Annotated in this window: 15 protein-coding genes; 14 read left to right on the top strand and 1 reads right to left on the bottom strand. The window is 68.9% G+C overall.

All coding sequences use genetic code 11. The features are described from left to right. Positions 1–5: 5 nt before the first annotated feature. From ACGFZN_RS13705 to ACGFZN_RS13640, 14 genes are all read left to right on the top strand, one after another. Entirely contained in the window at positions 6–653 is a 648-nt protein-coding gene (locus ACGFZN_RS13705; RefSeq protein ID WP_393858644.1) for an L-threonylcarbamoyladenylate synthase, read from the top strand. After that, positions 650–1,327 carry a protein-tyrosine-phosphatase gene (locus ACGFZN_RS13700; RefSeq protein ID WP_393858643.1) on the top strand — a complete coding sequence of 226 codons (678 nt, stop codon included), beginning with the start codon at positions 650–652 and terminating at the stop codon, positions 1,325–1,327. Before ACGFZN_RS13705 ends, ACGFZN_RS13700 begins: the two co-directional genes overlap by 4 nt. A gap of 84 nt (positions 1,328–1,411) precedes the next feature. After that, on the top strand, positions 1,412–2,653 hold the full coding sequence (gene glyA, locus ACGFZN_RS13695) for a serine hydroxymethyltransferase (protein ID WP_393858642.1): 1,242 nt from the start codon (positions 1,412–1,414) through the stop codon (positions 2,651–2,653). Between the two features lie 151 nt (positions 2,654–2,804). Then, positions 2,805–4,124 (top strand): MraY family glycosyltransferase, encoded by a 1,320-nt coding sequence (locus tag ACGFZN_RS13690; RefSeq protein ID WP_393858641.1) that lies wholly within the window; start codon positions 2,805–2,807, stop codon positions 4,122–4,124. A 302-nt stretch (positions 4,125–4,426) separates the two neighbouring features. Continuing rightward, positions 4,427–4,864 (top strand): hypothetical protein, encoded by a 438-nt coding sequence (locus tag ACGFZN_RS13685; protein WP_393858640.1) that lies wholly within the window; start codon positions 4,427–4,429, stop codon positions 4,862–4,864. Between the two features lie 273 nt (positions 4,865–5,137). After that, positions 5,138–5,908 (top strand): F0F1 ATP synthase subunit A, encoded by a 771-nt coding sequence (gene atpB, locus ACGFZN_RS13680; protein ID WP_393858977.1) that lies wholly within the window; start codon positions 5,138–5,140, stop codon positions 5,906–5,908. 78 nt (positions 5,909–5,986) lie between these two features. Then, positions 5,987–6,235 (top strand): ATP synthase F0 subunit C, encoded by a 249-nt coding sequence (atpE, locus tag ACGFZN_RS13675; RefSeq protein WP_023546735.1) that lies wholly within the window; start codon positions 5,987–5,989, stop codon positions 6,233–6,235. A gap of 39 nt (positions 6,236–6,274) precedes the next feature. After that, the gene (locus ACGFZN_RS13670; RefSeq protein WP_360155089.1) at positions 6,275–6,826 is read left to right on the top strand and encodes a F0F1 ATP synthase subunit B; all 552 of its coding nucleotides are present in this window, start codon (positions 6,275–6,277) and stop codon (positions 6,824–6,826) included. Then, positions 6,823–7,638, top strand: coding sequence for a F0F1 ATP synthase subunit delta (locus ACGFZN_RS13665; RefSeq protein WP_393858639.1), 816 nt, complete (start codon positions 6,823–6,825; stop codon positions 7,636–7,638). Before ACGFZN_RS13670 ends, ACGFZN_RS13665 begins: the two co-directional genes overlap by 4 nt. A gap of 127 nt (positions 7,639–7,765) precedes the next feature. Further along, a complete protein-coding gene (gene atpA, locus ACGFZN_RS13660; RefSeq protein WP_393858638.1) occupies positions 7,766–9,358 on the top strand; it encodes a F0F1 ATP synthase subunit alpha in 1,593 nt (530 codons plus the stop codon). A gap of 21 nt (positions 9,359–9,379) precedes the next feature. Next, complete coding sequence (locus ACGFZN_RS13655) at positions 9,380–10,297, top strand: F0F1 ATP synthase subunit gamma (RefSeq protein WP_393858637.1); 918 nt, start codon at positions 9,380–9,382, stop codon at positions 10,295–10,297. Beyond that, positions 10,298–11,734, top strand: coding sequence for a F0F1 ATP synthase subunit beta (atpD, locus tag ACGFZN_RS13650; protein WP_393858636.1), 1,437 nt, complete (start codon positions 10,298–10,300; stop codon positions 11,732–11,734). A gap of 129 nt (positions 11,735–11,863) precedes the next feature. After that, entirely contained in the window at positions 11,864–12,238 is a 375-nt protein-coding gene (locus ACGFZN_RS13645) for a F0F1 ATP synthase subunit epsilon (protein ID WP_270081641.1), read from the top strand. Positions 12,239–12,394: 156 nt separating this feature from the next. Further along, the gene (locus tag ACGFZN_RS13640; protein ID WP_393858635.1) at positions 12,395–12,841 is read left to right on the top strand and encodes a DUF2550 domain-containing protein; all 447 of its coding nucleotides are present in this window, start codon (positions 12,395–12,397) and stop codon (positions 12,839–12,841) included. Positions 12,842–12,909: 68 nt separating this feature from the next. Here ACGFZN_RS13640 and ACGFZN_RS13635 read toward each other — a convergent pair whose 3' ends face one another. Beyond that, positions 12,910–14,730 (bottom strand): glycosyl hydrolase family 18 protein, encoded by a 1,821-nt coding sequence (locus tag ACGFZN_RS13635; protein WP_393858634.1) that lies wholly within the window; start codon positions 14,728–14,730, stop codon positions 12,910–12,912. Positions 14,731–14,831 lie beyond the last annotated feature (101 nt).

Here is a 14,831-nt window from a genome sequence, read left to right as displayed (position 1 = left end):
TGAAGATGGCACGGCGATACGACACCAACGACGCGACCGACCGCGCGACGGGTCTGCGCGAGGCCGCGTCCGCCGTCCGCCGGGGCGAGCTGGTGGTGCTGCCGACCGACACGGTGTACGGCATCGGCGCCGACGCGTTCTCCTCGGAGGCGGTCGCCGACCTGCTCGCCGCCAAGGGCCGGGGCCGCACCATGCCCACCCCCGTCCTCATCGGCTCCCCGAACACGCTGCACGGCCTCGTCACGGACTTCTCCGAGCAGGCCTGGGAACTGGTCGATGCGTTCTGGCCGGGCGCCCTCACGCTCATCGCCAGGCACCAGCCGTCCCTGCAGTGGGACCTCGGCGACACCCGGGGCACGGTGGCCGTGCGCATGCCGCTGCACCCGGTCGCCATCGAACTGCTCACCGAGGTCGGCCCGATGGCCGTCTCCTCCGCCAACCTCACCGGCCACCCGGCGCCGGAGGACTGTGACGCCGCCCAGGAGATGCTCGGCGACTCCGTCTCCGTCTACCTCGACGGCGGCCCCACTCCGGAGAACGTGCCGTCCTCCATCGTGGACGTCTCCCGCGAGGTGCCGCTGCTGCTGCGCGAGGGCGCGATCTCGCCGGAGGAGCTGCGCAAGGTCGTACCCGACCTCGAGGTGGCGAATTGACGGCCCCTGAGGCGGGGCGTGGCATAGGCACCGGGGAGAGCGCGGCGGAACAGACGACGACGTTCGGTTTTCCGCGCGACACCTTCCGCATCCTCCACGTCAGCACCGGCAACGTGTGCCGCTCGCCCATCACCGAGCGGCTGACCCGCCATTTCGTCGCGGAGCGGCTCGGCGTGCTCGGCGGCGGGCTCATCGTGGAGAGCGCGGGCACCTGGGGCCACGAGGGCGCCCCGATGGAGGCGAACGCGGAGACCGTGCTGGCCGAGTTCGGCGCGGACGCCTCCGGGTTCCACGGCCGCGAGCTGCTGGACGAGCACGTGATCAGGGCCGACCTGGTGCTGACGGCCACCCGCGACCACCGCGCCCAGGTCATCTCCATGGGGCACTCGGCGGGCCTGCGCACCTTCACCCTGAAGGAGTTCACCCGCCTGGTCCGGGCCATAGACCCCGCCACGCTCCCGCCGCTGGAGGACGGCGTGGTCATGCGCGCGCGGGCCCTGGTCCGCGCGGCCGCCGCTCTACGCGGGTGGCTCCTGGCCCCGACGGCCGAGGCGGACGAGGTGTACGACCCGTACGGGGCGCCGCTGCCGTTCTTCCGGTCCATCGGCGACGAGATACGGGAGGCGCTGGACCCGGTGGTGACGGCGCTGACGGGGGTACCGGCGCGCACATAGGCCACAGGACGCAGATACCGGGCACAGCGGACATCGCAGGCCTACATTGGACCTACGTCACCACCGACCGCCCGGGAGCCCGCCATGTCGGTCACCCCCACCCTCGAGACCGACGTCCTGCGGAAACAGGACCCGGCGATGGCCGAGATCCTCCTGGCCGAGCTGCACCGGCAGTCCACCACCCTGCAGCTGATCGCCGCCGAGAACTTCTGCTCGCCGGCCGTGCTCGCCGCCCTCGGCTCGCCGCTCGCCAACAAGTACGCCGAGGGCTATCCCGGCGCCCGCCACCACGGCGGCTGCGAACTCGCCGACGTCGCCGAGCGCGCCGCCATCGACCGCGCCAGGGAACTGTTCGGCGCCGACCACGCCAACGTCCAGCCCCACTCGGGCTCCTCGGCCGTCCTGGCCGCCTACGCCGCCCTGCTGCGCCCCGGCGACACCGTCCTCGCCCTCGGCCTGCACTACGGCGGCCACCTCACGCACGGCTCGCCCGCGAACTTCTCCGGCCGCTGGTTCGACTTCGTCGGCTACGGCGTGGACGCGGAGACCGGGCTGATCGATCACGACCAGGTGCGCCACCTGGCCCTGGGCCACCGGCCGAAGGCGATCGTGTGCGGTTCGATCGCCTACCCCCGGCACATCGACTACGCCTTCTTCCGCGAGGTCGCCGACGAGGTCGGGGCCTATCTGATCGCCGACGCCGCCCACCCCATCGGGCTGGTCGCGGGCGGCGCGGCGCCGAACCCGGTGCCGTACGCCGACCTCGTGTGCGCGACCACCCACAAGGTGCTGCGCGGCCCGCGCGGCGGGATGATCCTGTGCGGTTCCCCGGAACTGGCCGAGCGGGTCGACCGGGCGGTGTTCCCCTTCACCCAGGGCGGTGCGCAGATGCACACGATCGCCGCGAAGGCCGTCGCGTTCGGCGAGGCGGCGACGCCGGCGTTCGCCGCGTACGCCCGTCAGGTGATCGCCAACGCGCGCGTGCTGGCCGGTCACCTGGCCGCGGAGGGCCTCACCGTGGTCACCGGCGGCACCGACACCCACCTGATCGTCGCGGACCCGGCCCCGCTCGGCGTGGAGGGCCGGACGGCCCGCGGCCGGCTCCTGGCGGCCGGACTGGTCATGGACTGCTGCGCGCTGCCGCACGGCGACGGCCGGGGCCTCAGGCTCGGTACGGCCGCGGTGACCACCCAGGGCATGGGGGAGCCGGAGATGGTGCGGATCGCCGCGCTGACGGCGGCCGTGCTGCGCGGGGAGACCGAGCCGGCCGCGGCCCGGGAGGAGGTGCGCGGTCTCACAGCCGCTTTTCCGCCGTATCCGGCCTGAACGGGGGTAGGCGGGCTGACGTACACCCCGGTGTGCGACGTGGTCCACAGCCACCCGTGCAACCATCGTGGCTACCCGGAAGTCCCCATCCATATACGTCCATCGCTAGGGTGTGGGGCTGTGATGGCCAGCGAGACCCGTGGGGAAGCCTGTGCGTGAATACCTGCTGACGCTCTGCATCACGGCCGCGGTGACGTACCTGCTGACAGGGCCGGTGCGGAAGTTCGCGATCGTGGCCGGGGCGATGCCGGAGATCCGGGCCCGTGACGTGCACCGGGAACCCACTCCGCGGCTCGGCGGTATCGCCATGTTCTTCGGATTGTGCGCGGGCCTGCTGGTCGCGGACCACCTGACCAACCTCAACGAGGTCTTCGCGAAGTCGAACGAGCCGCGCGCCCTGCTCTCCGGCGCGGCGCTGATCTGGCTGATCGGCGTCCTGGACGACAAGTTCGAGATCGACGCGCTGATCAAGCTGGGCGGCCAGATGATCGCCGCGGGCGTGATGGTCGTCCAGGGTCTGACGATCCTGTGGCTGCCCATCCCCGGCGTCGGCAACGTGGCGCTGACCCAGTGGCAGGGCACGCTGCTGACCGTGGCGCTCGTCGTCATCACGATCAACGCGGTGAACTTCGTGGACGGCCTGGACGGTCTCGCGGCGGGCATGGTGTGCATCGCGGCGGGCGCGTTCTTCCTGTACGCCTACCGGATCTGGTACTCGTACGGCATCGAGGCCGCCGCTCCGGGCACCCTGTTCGCGGCGATCCTGATGGGCATGTGCCTGGGCTTCCTGCCGCACAACATGCATCCGGCGCGGATCTTCATGGGCGACTCCGGCTCGATGCTGATCGGGCTGGTGCTGGCGGCCGGTGCGATCTCGATCACCGGGCAGCTCGACCCGGACGCGCTGAACCTGTACGTGGGTTCCGAGAAGGCCGCGGTGCACGCGACGGTTCCGGTCTACATCCCGCTGCTGCTGCCGCTGACGATCATCGCGGTGCCGGCCGCCGACCTGGTGCTGGCGATCGTCCGGCGCACCTGGCGCGGCCAGTCGCCGTTCGCGGCCGACCGCGGGCATCTGCACCACCGGCTGCTGGAGATCGGCCACTCGCACAGCCGGGCCGTGCTGATCATGTACTTCTGGTCGGCGCTGATCGCCTTCGGCGCGCTGGCGTACTCGGTCAACTCCGCCTCGATGTGGATCGTGCTCGGCGTGGTCTTCCTCAGCGCGGTCGGTCTGGTCCTGCTGCTGCTTCCGCGCTTCACGCCGCGGGTGCCGGTGTGGGCGCAGCGGTTCGTGCCGCCGCGGTACCGGCCGCGGCGCCGGGCGGCCGAGGCGGCCGTGGCGATGGAGTCCGGCGAGCAGCAGGAGACCCAGGAGACCGCTCGGCGGGCGCCGGTCACGGCCGGGGTCTCGGGCGTCAACGGAGCGACGGCGCTGGGCGCCCGTTCGCGTTTCGTTGACCGTGACTGAGACGCTCAAGGTAAGAATCTGACTAGAGCATTGCCAAGTCGTGGGGGAACATAGCCCCCATTACCAGACAAATGGGCCCGGTTTCTGCACAGACGCGCAGGGTCACTCTCATGTGTGAGAGTAAGCACACGTCACGGGTAAAGACCTCATCAAATAGTTTGTGATACGGTTCACGAGAACCCGGAGAGAGTCGAAGGACCCAAGTGCGTGGGCCCCTCGGCCTGAGGAGTTCGATCACTCAGCCCGGGACTACGCTCGTCCATGACGACACCCTGCCCCCTTGTGAAAGCGGAGTTGCCGCCATGCCGTCCAATGACGTCCGGAACCTTGCGCAGATCGCTGTGCCCGCAGCGGCTGCCGGCGTGATCGCCGTCGCCGTGAGCGCCGCGGTCGCGGGGGGCAAGGGCGCGCTCGGCGCGGTCGTCGGCACGCTGCTGGCGATTCTGTTCATGGGGATCGGCCTGTACGTGCTCCAGTGGACGGCAAAAACGCTCCCGCAGCTGTTCCAGATGATGGGCCTGTTGCTCTATGTGGCGCAGCTGCTGCTTCTCCTGATCTTCGTCGCTGTTTTCAAGGACACCTCTCTCTTCAACGCGAAGACGTTCGCCGTGTCGCTCGTCGTCGCGACCGTCGTGTGGATGGCCGCGCAGGCGCGCGCCCATATGAAGGCCAAGATCTTCTACATCGACCCGGACTCCCGGAAGAGCGAGAAGCCCGAGAAGACAGGGCCGTCGTCGTGAGGAGTAGGGGCGGGATAAAGGCTTGTGAGATCTCCTGCTATCGTCCGGTGCCAACTGCGGCATCGCGGGCGCGGGCATCTGAGCTGACGCCTGCTCTATCGCGAGGCTCGATGCCCCCCAGCCGCCCCCACATCCGTAACACCAGTCCGGTGCCGATCCGCGGCCGTGCGCCGCGCCGACACAACGAGGTTGCCGTACCCATGCGTCATGCCGAAGGAGCCCGCGGTGAGTGCTGACCAGACCCAGCTCGCCTTCGACTGGAGTTGTCGGGTCATGTCCGACAACGGATGCGGCTTCCCGGCCCCGGGCCTGCAGTCCTTCCTGTTCAAGCCGCTCGCCACGGTCGGGGGCTTCGAGTTCAACAAGGTGATGCTGCTCGCGCTCGTCACCACCGTGCTGATCGTCGCCTTCTTCTGGGCCGCTTTCGGCAAGGCGAAGGTCGTCCCGGGCAAGCTGCAGATGATCGGCGAGGCCGGCTACGACTTCGTGCGCCGCGGCATCGTCTACGAGACCCTCGGCAAGCGCCAGGGCGAGAAGTACGTCCCGTTCATGGTCTCGCTGTTCTTCTTCATCTGGATCATGAACGTCTGGTCCGTGATCCCGCTGGCCCAGTTCCCGGTGTCCTCGGTCATCGCCTACCCGGCGGTCCTCGCCGCGGTCGTCTACATCACCTGGGTCTCGCTCACCTTCAAGAAGCACGGGTTCGTCGGCTTCTTCAAGAACGTCACGGGCTACGACAAGTCGCTCGGCGCCGTGCTGCCCCTCGTCATGGTCATCGAGTTCTTCTCGAACCTGCTGGTCCGCCCGTTCACGCACGCGGTGCGACTCTTCGCCAACATGTTCGCCGGTCACCTGATGCTGGTCATGTTCACCGTGGCCTCCTGGTACCTGCTGAACAGCTGGCTGGTCGTGGGCGCCGGCGTCTCCTTCGTGATGACGATGGCCATGATCTGCTTCGAGCTCTTCGTCCAGGCCGTCCAGGCGTACGTCTTCGTGCTGCTGGCCTGCTCCTACATTCAGGGCGCTCTCGCCGAGCACCACTGAGTCGTACCACCTCCGCCAACCCCCCAGACGTCCGGTGGCCAACCCCCACCGGTCCAGTAAAGAGAAGGAAGAACCGGCATGTCCGCTGCTCTTGAGACCCTCGCCGCCACCGCTGGTGTCCACGGCTCCGTCGGCTCGATCGGCTACGGCCTCGCTGCGATCGGCCCCGGCATCGGCGTCGGCATCATCTTCGGCAACGGCACCCAGGCCCTCGCCCGTCAGCCCGAGGCCGCCGGCCTGATCCGTGCCAACCAGATCCTGGGCTTCGCCTTCTGTGAGGCGCTCGCCCTCATCGGCATCGTTATGCCGTTCGTGTTCGGTAAGTAATCACCCCTTACCTGACACGAATCGACGAAAGGCACTGATGTGATCGCCAACCTGGTACAGCTGGCGGCCGAGGAGACCGAGCAGAACCCGCTCGTTCCCCCGGGTCCCGAGCTGCTCGTCGGCACCATCGCCTTCGCCATCGTGTTCTTCTTCTTCTGGAAGAAGCTGCTTCCGAACATCAACAAGGTTCTGGAGGAGCGCCGCGCGGCGATCGAAGGCGGTATCGAAGAGGCCGACGCCATGAAGGTCGAGGCCCAGAGCGTCCTTGAGCAGTACAAGGCCCAGCTCGCCGAGGCCCGGCACGAGGCCGCGCGCCTGCGCCAGGAGGCGCAGGAGCAGGGTGCCGCGCTCATCGCCGAGATGCGGGCCGAGGGCCAGCGGCAGCGTGAGGAGATCATCGCCGCCGGCCACGCCCAGATCGAGGCCGACCGCAAGGTCGCCGCTGCCACGCTCCGGCAGGACGTCGGCCGGCTCGCCACCGAACTGGCCGGCAAGCTCGTCGGCGAGTCCCTCGAGGACCACGCCCGCCAGAGCCGCGTGATCGACCGCTTCCTCGACGAGCTCGAGGAGAAGGCCGAGGCCACGCGATGAACGGAGCGAGCCGCGAGGCCCTGGCAGCCGCACGTGAGCGTCTCGACGCGCTGACGGACTCCACGTCCGTCGACGCCACCGCGCTCGCCGACGAGCTGGCGGCCGTCACCGCGCTGCTCGACCGCGAGGCCGGGCTGCGCCGGGTCCTCACCGACCCGGCGAAGTCCGCGGAGGCCAAGGCCGGCCTCGTCCAGCGTCTGTTCGGCAGCCAGGTCAGCGGGCCCGCCGCCGACCTGGTCGCCGGGATGGTGCGTTCCCGCTGGTCGCAGCCGCGCGACCTGGTGGACGCGCTGGAGCAGCTGGCGGACGTCGCCGACCTCACGGCCGCGGAGAAGCGGGGCAACCTCGACGAGGTGGAGGACGAGCTGTTCCGGTTCGGCCGGATCGTCTCCTCCAGCACCGACCTGCGCGCCGCGCTGACCGACCGTGCCGCCGCCCGCGAGGCCAAGACCGAGCTGCTGCACCGGCTGCTCGGCGGACGGGCCAAGCCGATCACCGAGCGTCTGGTGACGCGCCTTGTGACCGCGCCGCGGGGACGTAGCCTGGAAGCGGGACTGGAGTCCCTGTCCAAGCTGGCCGCCGAGCGACGGGACCGTGTGGTCGCCGTCGTGACCTCGGCGGTGCCGCTGAGCGACGGCCAGAAGCAGCGCCTCGGCGCCGCCCTCGCCAAGCTCTACGGCCGTCGGATGCACCTCAACCTGGACGTGGACCCCGAGGTGATCGGCGGTATCCGGGTGCAGGTCGGCGACGAGGTCATCAACGGCTCCCTCGCGGACCGGCTGGACGACGCCGCCCGTCGCATGGCGAGCTAGCAACTCAAGAGTCAGTACTTACTTACGGCCCTGGTTGGGCCGTGCAGAGGATTCACCTCCTATTGGGGGGTGTGCCCATACCCCCCAAGTGAAACTTCGGGCCCAACAAGGAGAGCAGGGAACCCAGATGGCGGAGCTCACGATCCGGCCGGAGGAGATCCGGGACGCACTGGAGACCTTCGTCCAGTCGTACAAGCCGGACGCGGCCTCGCGCGAGGAGGTCGGTACGGTCACCCTTGCCGGCGACGGCATCGCGAAGATCGAGGGTCTTCCCTCGGCCATGGCCAACGAACTGCTGAAGTTCGAGGACGGCACCCTCGGCCTCGCCCTCAACCTCGAGGAGCGCGAGATCGGTGCCATCGTCCTCGGTGAGTTCAGCGGCATCGAGGAGGGTCAGTCGGTCTCCCGCACCGGCGAGGTCCTCTCCGTCGCGGTGGGCGAGGGCTACCTCGGCCGCGTCGTCGACCCGCTCGGCAACCCGATCGACGGCCTCGGCGAGATCGAGACCGACAGCCGGCGCGCGCTGGAACTGCAGGCCCCCACGGTCATGCAGCGCAAGTCGGTGCACGAGCCGATGGAGACCGGTTACAAGGCCGTCGACGCGATGACCCCGATCGGCCGCGGTCAGCGTCAGCTGATCATCGGTGACCGCCAGACGGGCAAGACCGCCCTGGCCGTCGACACGATCATCAACCAGCGCGACAACTGGCGCTCGGGCGACCCGAAGAAGCAGGTCCGCTGCATCTACGTCGCCATCGGCCAGAAGGGCTCCACCATCGCCGGCGTGCGCCGCTCGCTGGAGGAGAACGGCGCCCTGGAGTACACGACCATCGTCGCCGCCCCGGCGTCCGACCCGGCCGGCTTCAAGTACCTGGCGCCGTACACCGGTTCGGCCATCGGCCAGCACTGGATGTACCAGGGCAAGCACGTCCTGATCATCTTCGACGACCTGTCGAAGCAGGCCGACGCCTACCGCGCCGTGTCCCTGCTGCTGCGCCGTCCGCCGGGCCGCGAGGCCTACCCGGGTGACGTCTTCTACCTGCACTCCCGGCTGCTGGAGCGCTGCGCCAAGCTCTCCGACGACATGGGCGCCGGCTCGATGACCGGTCTGCCGATCGTCGAGACCAAGGCCAACGACGTCTCGGCGTTCATCCCGACCAACGTCATCTCCATCACCGACGGCCAGTGCTTCCTGGAGTCGGACCTGTTCAACGCCGGTCAGCGTCCCGCGCTGAACGTCGGTATCTCCGTCTCCCGAGTCGGCGGTTCCGCCCAGCACAAGGCGATGAAGCAGGTCTCCGGCCGTCTGCGCGTCGACCTGGCCCAGTTCCGTGAGCTGGAGGCCTTCGCGGCCTTCGGTTCCGACCTGGACGCCGCGTCGAAGGCGCAGCTGGAGCGCGGTCAGCGCATGGTCGAGCTGCTCAAGCAGGACCAGTACCAGCCGATGTCCACCGAGGACCAGGTCGTCTCCGTGTGGGCCGGCACCACCGGCAAGATGGACGACGTCCCGGTCGTCGACATCCGCCGCTTCGAGAAGGAACTGCTGGAGTTCCTGCACCGCAAGCACCAGCCGCTCATGACCTCCATCAAGGAGGGCGGCAAGATGTCGGACGACACGCTCACGGCCGTCGCCGACGCGATCGCGGAGTTCAAGAAGCAGTTCGAGACGAGCGACGGCAAGCTGCTCGGCGAGGACGTTCCTGCCGCTGCCGCCAAGTGACGTAAGGAAGGGACCTGACTCATGGGAGCCCAGCTCCGGGTCTACAAGCGTCGCATCCGATCCGTCAGCGCGACCAAGAAGATCACGAAGGCGATGGAGATGATCGCCGCCTCGCGCGTCGTCAAGGCGCAGCGCAAGGTGGCGGCCTCCACGCCGTACGCGACCGAGCTGACGCGCGCGGTCACGGCGGTCGGCACCGGCTCGAACACCAAGCACCCGCTCACCACGGAGGCGGAGAACCCGACCCGTGCCGCGGTCCTGCTCCTCACGAGCGACCGTGGCCTGGCCGGCGCCTTCAACTCCAACGCCATCAAGACGGCGGAGCAGCTGACCGAGCGCCTGGAGCGCGACGGCAAGCAGGTCGACACGTACATCGTCGGCCGGCGCGGTGTCGCCCACTACAACTTCCGTGAGCGCAAGGTCGCGGAGTCGTGGACGGGCTTCACCGACGAGCCGACGTACGCGGACGCCAAGAAGGTCGCGGCGCCCCTGATCGAGGCCATCGAGAAGGAGACGGCGGACGGCGGCGTGGACGAACTCCACATCGTCTACACCGAGTTCGTCTCGATGATGACGCAGACGGCGCTGGACGCCCGGCTGCTGCCGCTGCGCCTCGAGGAGGTCGCGGAGGAGGCCGCCCCCAAGGGGGAGATCCTCCCGCTGTACGACTTCGAGCCCTCGGCGGAGGACGTCCTCGACGCCCTGCTGCCGCGCTATGTGGAGAGCCGCATCTACAACGCGCTGCTCCAGTCGGCCGCTTCGAAGCACGCCGCCACGCGGCGCGCGATGAAGTCGGCCACGGACAACGCCGGAGAGCTCATCGAGACGCTCACCCGGCTTGCCAACCAGGCCCGCCAGGCCGAAATCACCCAGGAAATCAGCGAGATCGTCGGTGGCGCCAGTGCCCTGGCCGACGCGACCGCGGGGAGTGACCGATAAATGACCACCACTGTTGAGACCGCGACGGCTACGGGCCGCGTCGCCCGGGTCATCGGCCCGGTCGTCGACGTGGAGTTCCCCGTCGACGCGATGCCGGACATCTACCAGGCCCTGCACGTCGAGGTCGCCGACCCGGCGAACCAGGGCGAGAAGAAGACGCTGACCCTGGAGGTCGCCCAGCACCTGGGTGACGGCCTGGTCCGCGCGATCTCCATGCAGCCGACCGACGGTCTGGTCCGCCAGGCCCCGGTCGTCGACACCGGCGCGCCGATCACCGTGCCGGTCGGCGACTTCACCAAGGGCAAGGTGTTCAACACCCTCGGTGAGGTGCTGAACGTCGACGAGACCTACGACGGCGAGCGCTGGCCGATCCACCGCAAGGCCCCGAACTTCGACGAGCTCGAGTCCAAGACCGAGATGTTCGAGACGGGCGTCAAGGTCATCGACCTGCTCACCCCGTACGTCAAGGGCGGCAAGATCGGTCTGTTCGGCGGCGCCGGCGTCGGCAAGACGGTGCTCATCCAGGAGATGATCTACCGTGTCGCCAACAACCACGACGGTGTCTCCGTGTTCGCCGGTGTCGGCGAGCGCACCCGTGAGGGCAACGACCTGATCGAGGAGATGTCCGACTCGGGCGTCATCGACAAGACCGCGCTGGTCTTCGGCCAGATGGACGAGCCCCCGGGCACCCGTCTGCGCGTCGCGCTGGCCGGCCTGACCATGGCCGAGTACTTCCGCGACGTCCAGAAGCAGGACGTGCTGTTCTTCATCGACAACATCTTCCGCTTCACGCAGGCCGGTTCCGAGGTCTCCACGCTGCTCGGCCGTATGCCGTCCGCGGTGGGTTACCAGCCGAACCTGGCCGACGAGATGGGCCTCCTCCAGGAGCGCATCACCTCGACCCGCGGTCACTCGATCACCTCGATGCAGGCGATCTACGTCCCCGCCGACGACCTGACCGACCCGGCCCCGGCCACCACCTTCGCCCACCTCGACGCGACGACGGTTCTGTCCCGTCCGATCTCCGAGAAGGGCATCTACCCGGCCGTGGACCCGCTGGACTCCACGTCCCGGATCCTGGACCCGCGCTACATCGCGCAGGACCACTACGAGTGCGCCATGCGCGTCAAGGGGATCCTGCAGAAGTACAAGGACCTCCAGGACATCATCGCGATCCTCGGTATCGACGAGCTCGGCGAGGAGGACAAGCTCGTCGTCCACCGCGCCCGTCGCGTGGAGCGCTTCCTGTCCCAGAACACCCACGTCGCCAAGCAGTTCACCGGCGTGGACGGCTCGGACGTGCCGCTCGAGGAGTCGATCGCCGCGTTCAACGCGATCTGCGACGGCGAGTACGACCACTTCCCCGAGCAGGCGTTCTTCATGTGCGGTGGTCTCGAGGACCTGAAGAAGAACGCGAAGGAGCTGGGCGTCTCCTGAACTCGCCGAGTTCATGTGAGAGGGGCGCGGGCGCACCCGTCGGGGTGTGTCCAGCCCCTCTCTCCACGCCCACTAGAATTGACCCCAACACCCGGCACCCCCGCCGGGTGGTGACCCGAGGAGCCACCCTTGGCTGCTGAGCTGCACGTCGAGCTGGTCGCCGCCGACCGCCAGGTCTGGTCCGGCGAGGCCACCCTGGTCGTCGCGCGCACCACGTCCGGCGACATCGGCGTCATGCCCGGTCACCAGCCGCTGCTCGGTGTGCTGGAGTCGGGCCCGGTGACCATCCGTACGAGTGAAGGTGGAACGGTCGTCGCCGCGGTGCACGGCGGTTTCATCTCGTTCGCGGACAACAAGCTGTCCCTGCTGGCCGAGATCGCCGAGCTGTCGGACGAGATCGATGTCCAGCGGACGGAGCGGGAGCTGGAGCGCGCGAAGGCGGAGGGCGACGCCGCCGCCGAGCGCCGCGCGGATGTCCGCCTGCGTGCGGCGGCGGCGAGCTGAGCCCACACTCGTCCGCCGTATGACGTCACTCAGCCGCGGCCGGCCCGGAGCAATCCGGTGCCGGTCGCGGCTGAGGCAGATGTGGGTGTTTTTTCCGTTTCATTACTCAAGCGCAGAAGCAGTTCCACTACCGAGGAGACGAGGAGGTCGGTGCCGATGGTCCTCGCTCTGACTGTGTGCGGGATCGTGGTCGCGCTCGTGGTGGTGGGGTTGTTCCTCTTCGGGCTGCGGCGCAGGCTGATCCAGCGCTCCGGCGGGACCTTCGACTGCTCCCTGCGCTGGGACGTGTCCGAGAAACCGGACGCGGGCGGCAAGGGCTGGTCCTACGGCGTCGCCCGCTACAACGGCGACCGGATCGAGTGGTACCGGGTCTTCTCCTACGCCTTCCGCCCGCGCCGCACCCTGGAGCGCGCGCAGATCGAGGTGGCCGGCCGCCGGCTGCCCGAGGGCGAGGAGGAACTGGCGCTGCTCTCCGACGCGGTGGTCCTCGCCTGTACCCATCGGGGCACGCGCCTCGAACTCGCCATGAGCGAAGACGCGCTGACCGGATTCCTCGCGTGGCTGGAAGCAGCCCCGCCCGGACAGCGAGTGAATGTGGCGTAGCCGCATTCACCCTCCCCCGGACGAAGCCGAGGGGGAGCGAACGCGGCCACTGAGCGGAGACTGCTCGCCTACAGGTTGCTGCTGATGGCGTTCACCAGTTCGCCGTTGCTGGTGTCGCCGCTGAACTCCCAGAAGAAGGCTCCGCCGAGCCCCTGGGACTTGGCCCAGCTCATCTTCCCGGCGATGGTCGACGGGGTGTCGTACGACCACCAGTTGCTGCCGCAGTGGGCGTACGCCGTGCCCGCGACGGTGCCGGTGACCGGGCAGGACGACTTGAGCACCTTGTAGTCCTCGATGCCCTGCTCGTAGGTGCCGGCCGCAGGTCCCGTGGCCGTGCCGCCCGGGGCGTCCTGGGTGACGCCGGTCCAGCCGCGGCCGTAGAAGCCGATGCCGATGAGCAGCTTGCTCGCGGGGACGCCGACGGACTTGTACTTGGCGATCGCGTCGGCCGTGTCGAAGCCGGCCTTCGGGATGCCGGAGTACGAGGTGAGCGGGGAGTGCGGGGCGGTCGGGCCCTGGGCGTCCCAGGCGCCGAAGAAGTCGTACGACATCACGTTGTACCAGTCGACGTACTGGGAGGCGCCGGCGTAGTCCGCGGCCTCGATCTTGCCGCCGGAGGAGCCGTCGGCGGTGACCGCCGCGGTGACCAGGGCCTTGGAGCCGAACTTGGCGCGCAGCGCGGCCATCACGTTCTTGAAGGCCGCCGCCCCGCTGGTGTCGCAGGACAGGCCGCAGGCGTTGGGGTACTCCCAGTCGATGTCGATGCCGTCGAAGACGTCGGCCCAGCGCGGGTCCTCGACCAGCTTGTAGCAGGAGTCGGCGAACGCCGCCGGGTTGGCCGCCGCCTGGGCGAAGCCGCCGGACCAGGTCCAGCCGCCGAAGGACCACAGCACCTTGAGGTTCGGGTACTTGGCCTTCAGTTCGCGCAGCTGGTTGAAGTTGCCGCGCAGCGGCTGGTCCCAGGTGTCGGCGACACCGCTCACCGACTGGTCGGCGGTGAAGGCCTTGTCGTAGTCGGCGTAGGAGTCGCCGATCGCGCACTGGCCGTTCGTCACGTTGCCGAAGGCGTAGTTGATGTGGGTGATCTTCGCCGCCGAGCCGGACGTCACCAGGTTCTTGACGTTGTAGTTGCGGCCGTAGATGCCCCACTCGGTGAAGTAGCCGAGCTTGACCTTGTCGCCGGTGGTCGGGGGAGTGGTGGTGCCGCCGGTGGTGTGCACCTTGACCGCGCCGCTGACCGGGCCGGTCTGGTCGGCGGTGTCGCGGGCCTGCACGGTGTAGGAGTAGTCGGTGCCGGCGGTCAGGCCGCTGTCCGTGTACGAGGTCGTCGTCACGGTGCCGACGACCTTGCCGTCGCGCAGGACGTCGTAGTTCTTGACGCCCTTGTCGTCGGTGGCCGCGCCCCAGGAGAGCTTGACCGAGGTGTCGGTGACGTCGGAGGCGGTCGGCGTGCCGGGCGCGGAGGGCGCCGCGTCACCGGGGACCGTCGTACCGTCGCAACTGTCGCCGTTGAGCTTGCAGTTGCTCGGCGAGCCGGAGCCGGAGCCGTTGAAGCCGAAGGAGACGGAGGCGCCGGGGGCGATGGTGCCGTTGTAGGACTTGTTCTTGGCGGTCCAGTGGGTGCCGGAGCTGGTGACGTCCGCGTCCCAGGCGGAGGTGACGGACGTCCCCGAGGGGAAGTCCCACTCGACGGTCCACGAACTGATGCTGGTGGAGCCGGTGTTCTTGATGGTCCACTGACCGCCGAAGCCGGTACCCCAGTCGCTGGACTTGGTGTAGGTGGCCGTGGCGTTGGTCGCGGCCTGGGCGGGGCTCGCGAGACCGACGAGGCCGGCCAGGGGGAGCAACAGGGTCGCGAACCCTGCCGCGGCTCTGTGTCTGAAGCGCATGCTGCGCCTCCTCGCTAGGGGGAGTTGAGGATGTCGTGAGCATGACTGAGCCTTCACGCCCACGGTGCTGCGAGAGTAGAAAGGTCTGGACCACGGGTCAA

Source organism: Streptomyces sp. NPDC048192, from assembly GCF_043202415.1.
Classification (GTDB): Bacteria; Actinomycetota; Actinomycetes; order Streptomycetales; family Streptomycetaceae; genus Streptomyces.
Note: the sequence above shows the minus strand (reverse complement) of the source record. Positions and strands in the feature narration are given on the sequence as shown.

What these genes read in the sequence shown, in the direction of transcription:
- ACGFZN_RS13640 (WP_393858635.1), top strand. Translation starts at nt 12,395, where the DNA reads ATGGTCCTCGCTCTGACTGTGTGCGGGATCGTGGTCGCGCTCGTGGTG.
- ACGFZN_RS13635 (WP_393858634.1), bottom strand. Translation starts at nt 14,730, where the DNA reads ATGCGCTTCAGACACAGAGCCGCGGCAGGGTTCGCGACCCTGTTGCTC.
- atpA (WP_393858638.1), top strand. Translation starts at nt 7,766, where the DNA reads ATGGCGGAGCTCACGATCCGGCCGGAGGAGATCCGGGACGCACTGGAG.
- atpE (WP_023546735.1), top strand. Translation starts at nt 5,987, where the DNA reads ATGTCCGCTGCTCTTGAGACCCTCGCCGCCACCGCTGGTGTCCACGGC.
- atpD (WP_393858636.1), top strand. Translation starts at nt 10,298, where the DNA reads ATGACCACCACTGTTGAGACCGCGACGGCTACGGGCCGCGTCGCCCGG.
- ACGFZN_RS13665 (WP_393858639.1), top strand. Translation starts at nt 6,823, where the DNA reads ATGAACGGAGCGAGCCGCGAGGCCCTGGCAGCCGCACGTGAGCGTCTC.
- glyA (WP_393858642.1), top strand. Translation starts at nt 1,412, where the DNA reads ATGTCGGTCACCCCCACCCTCGAGACCGACGTCCTGCGGAAACAGGAC.
- ACGFZN_RS13655 (WP_393858637.1), top strand. Translation starts at nt 9,380, where the DNA reads ATGGGAGCCCAGCTCCGGGTCTACAAGCGTCGCATCCGATCCGTCAGC.
- atpB (WP_393858977.1), top strand. Translation starts at nt 5,138, where the DNA reads ATGTCCGACAACGGATGCGGCTTCCCGGCCCCGGGCCTGCAGTCCTTC.
- ACGFZN_RS13705 (WP_393858644.1), top strand. Translation starts at nt 6, where the DNA reads ATGGCACGGCGATACGACACCAACGACGCGACCGACCGCGCGACGGGT.
- ACGFZN_RS13685 (WP_393858640.1), top strand. Translation starts at nt 4,427, where the DNA reads ATGCCGTCCAATGACGTCCGGAACCTTGCGCAGATCGCTGTGCCCGCA.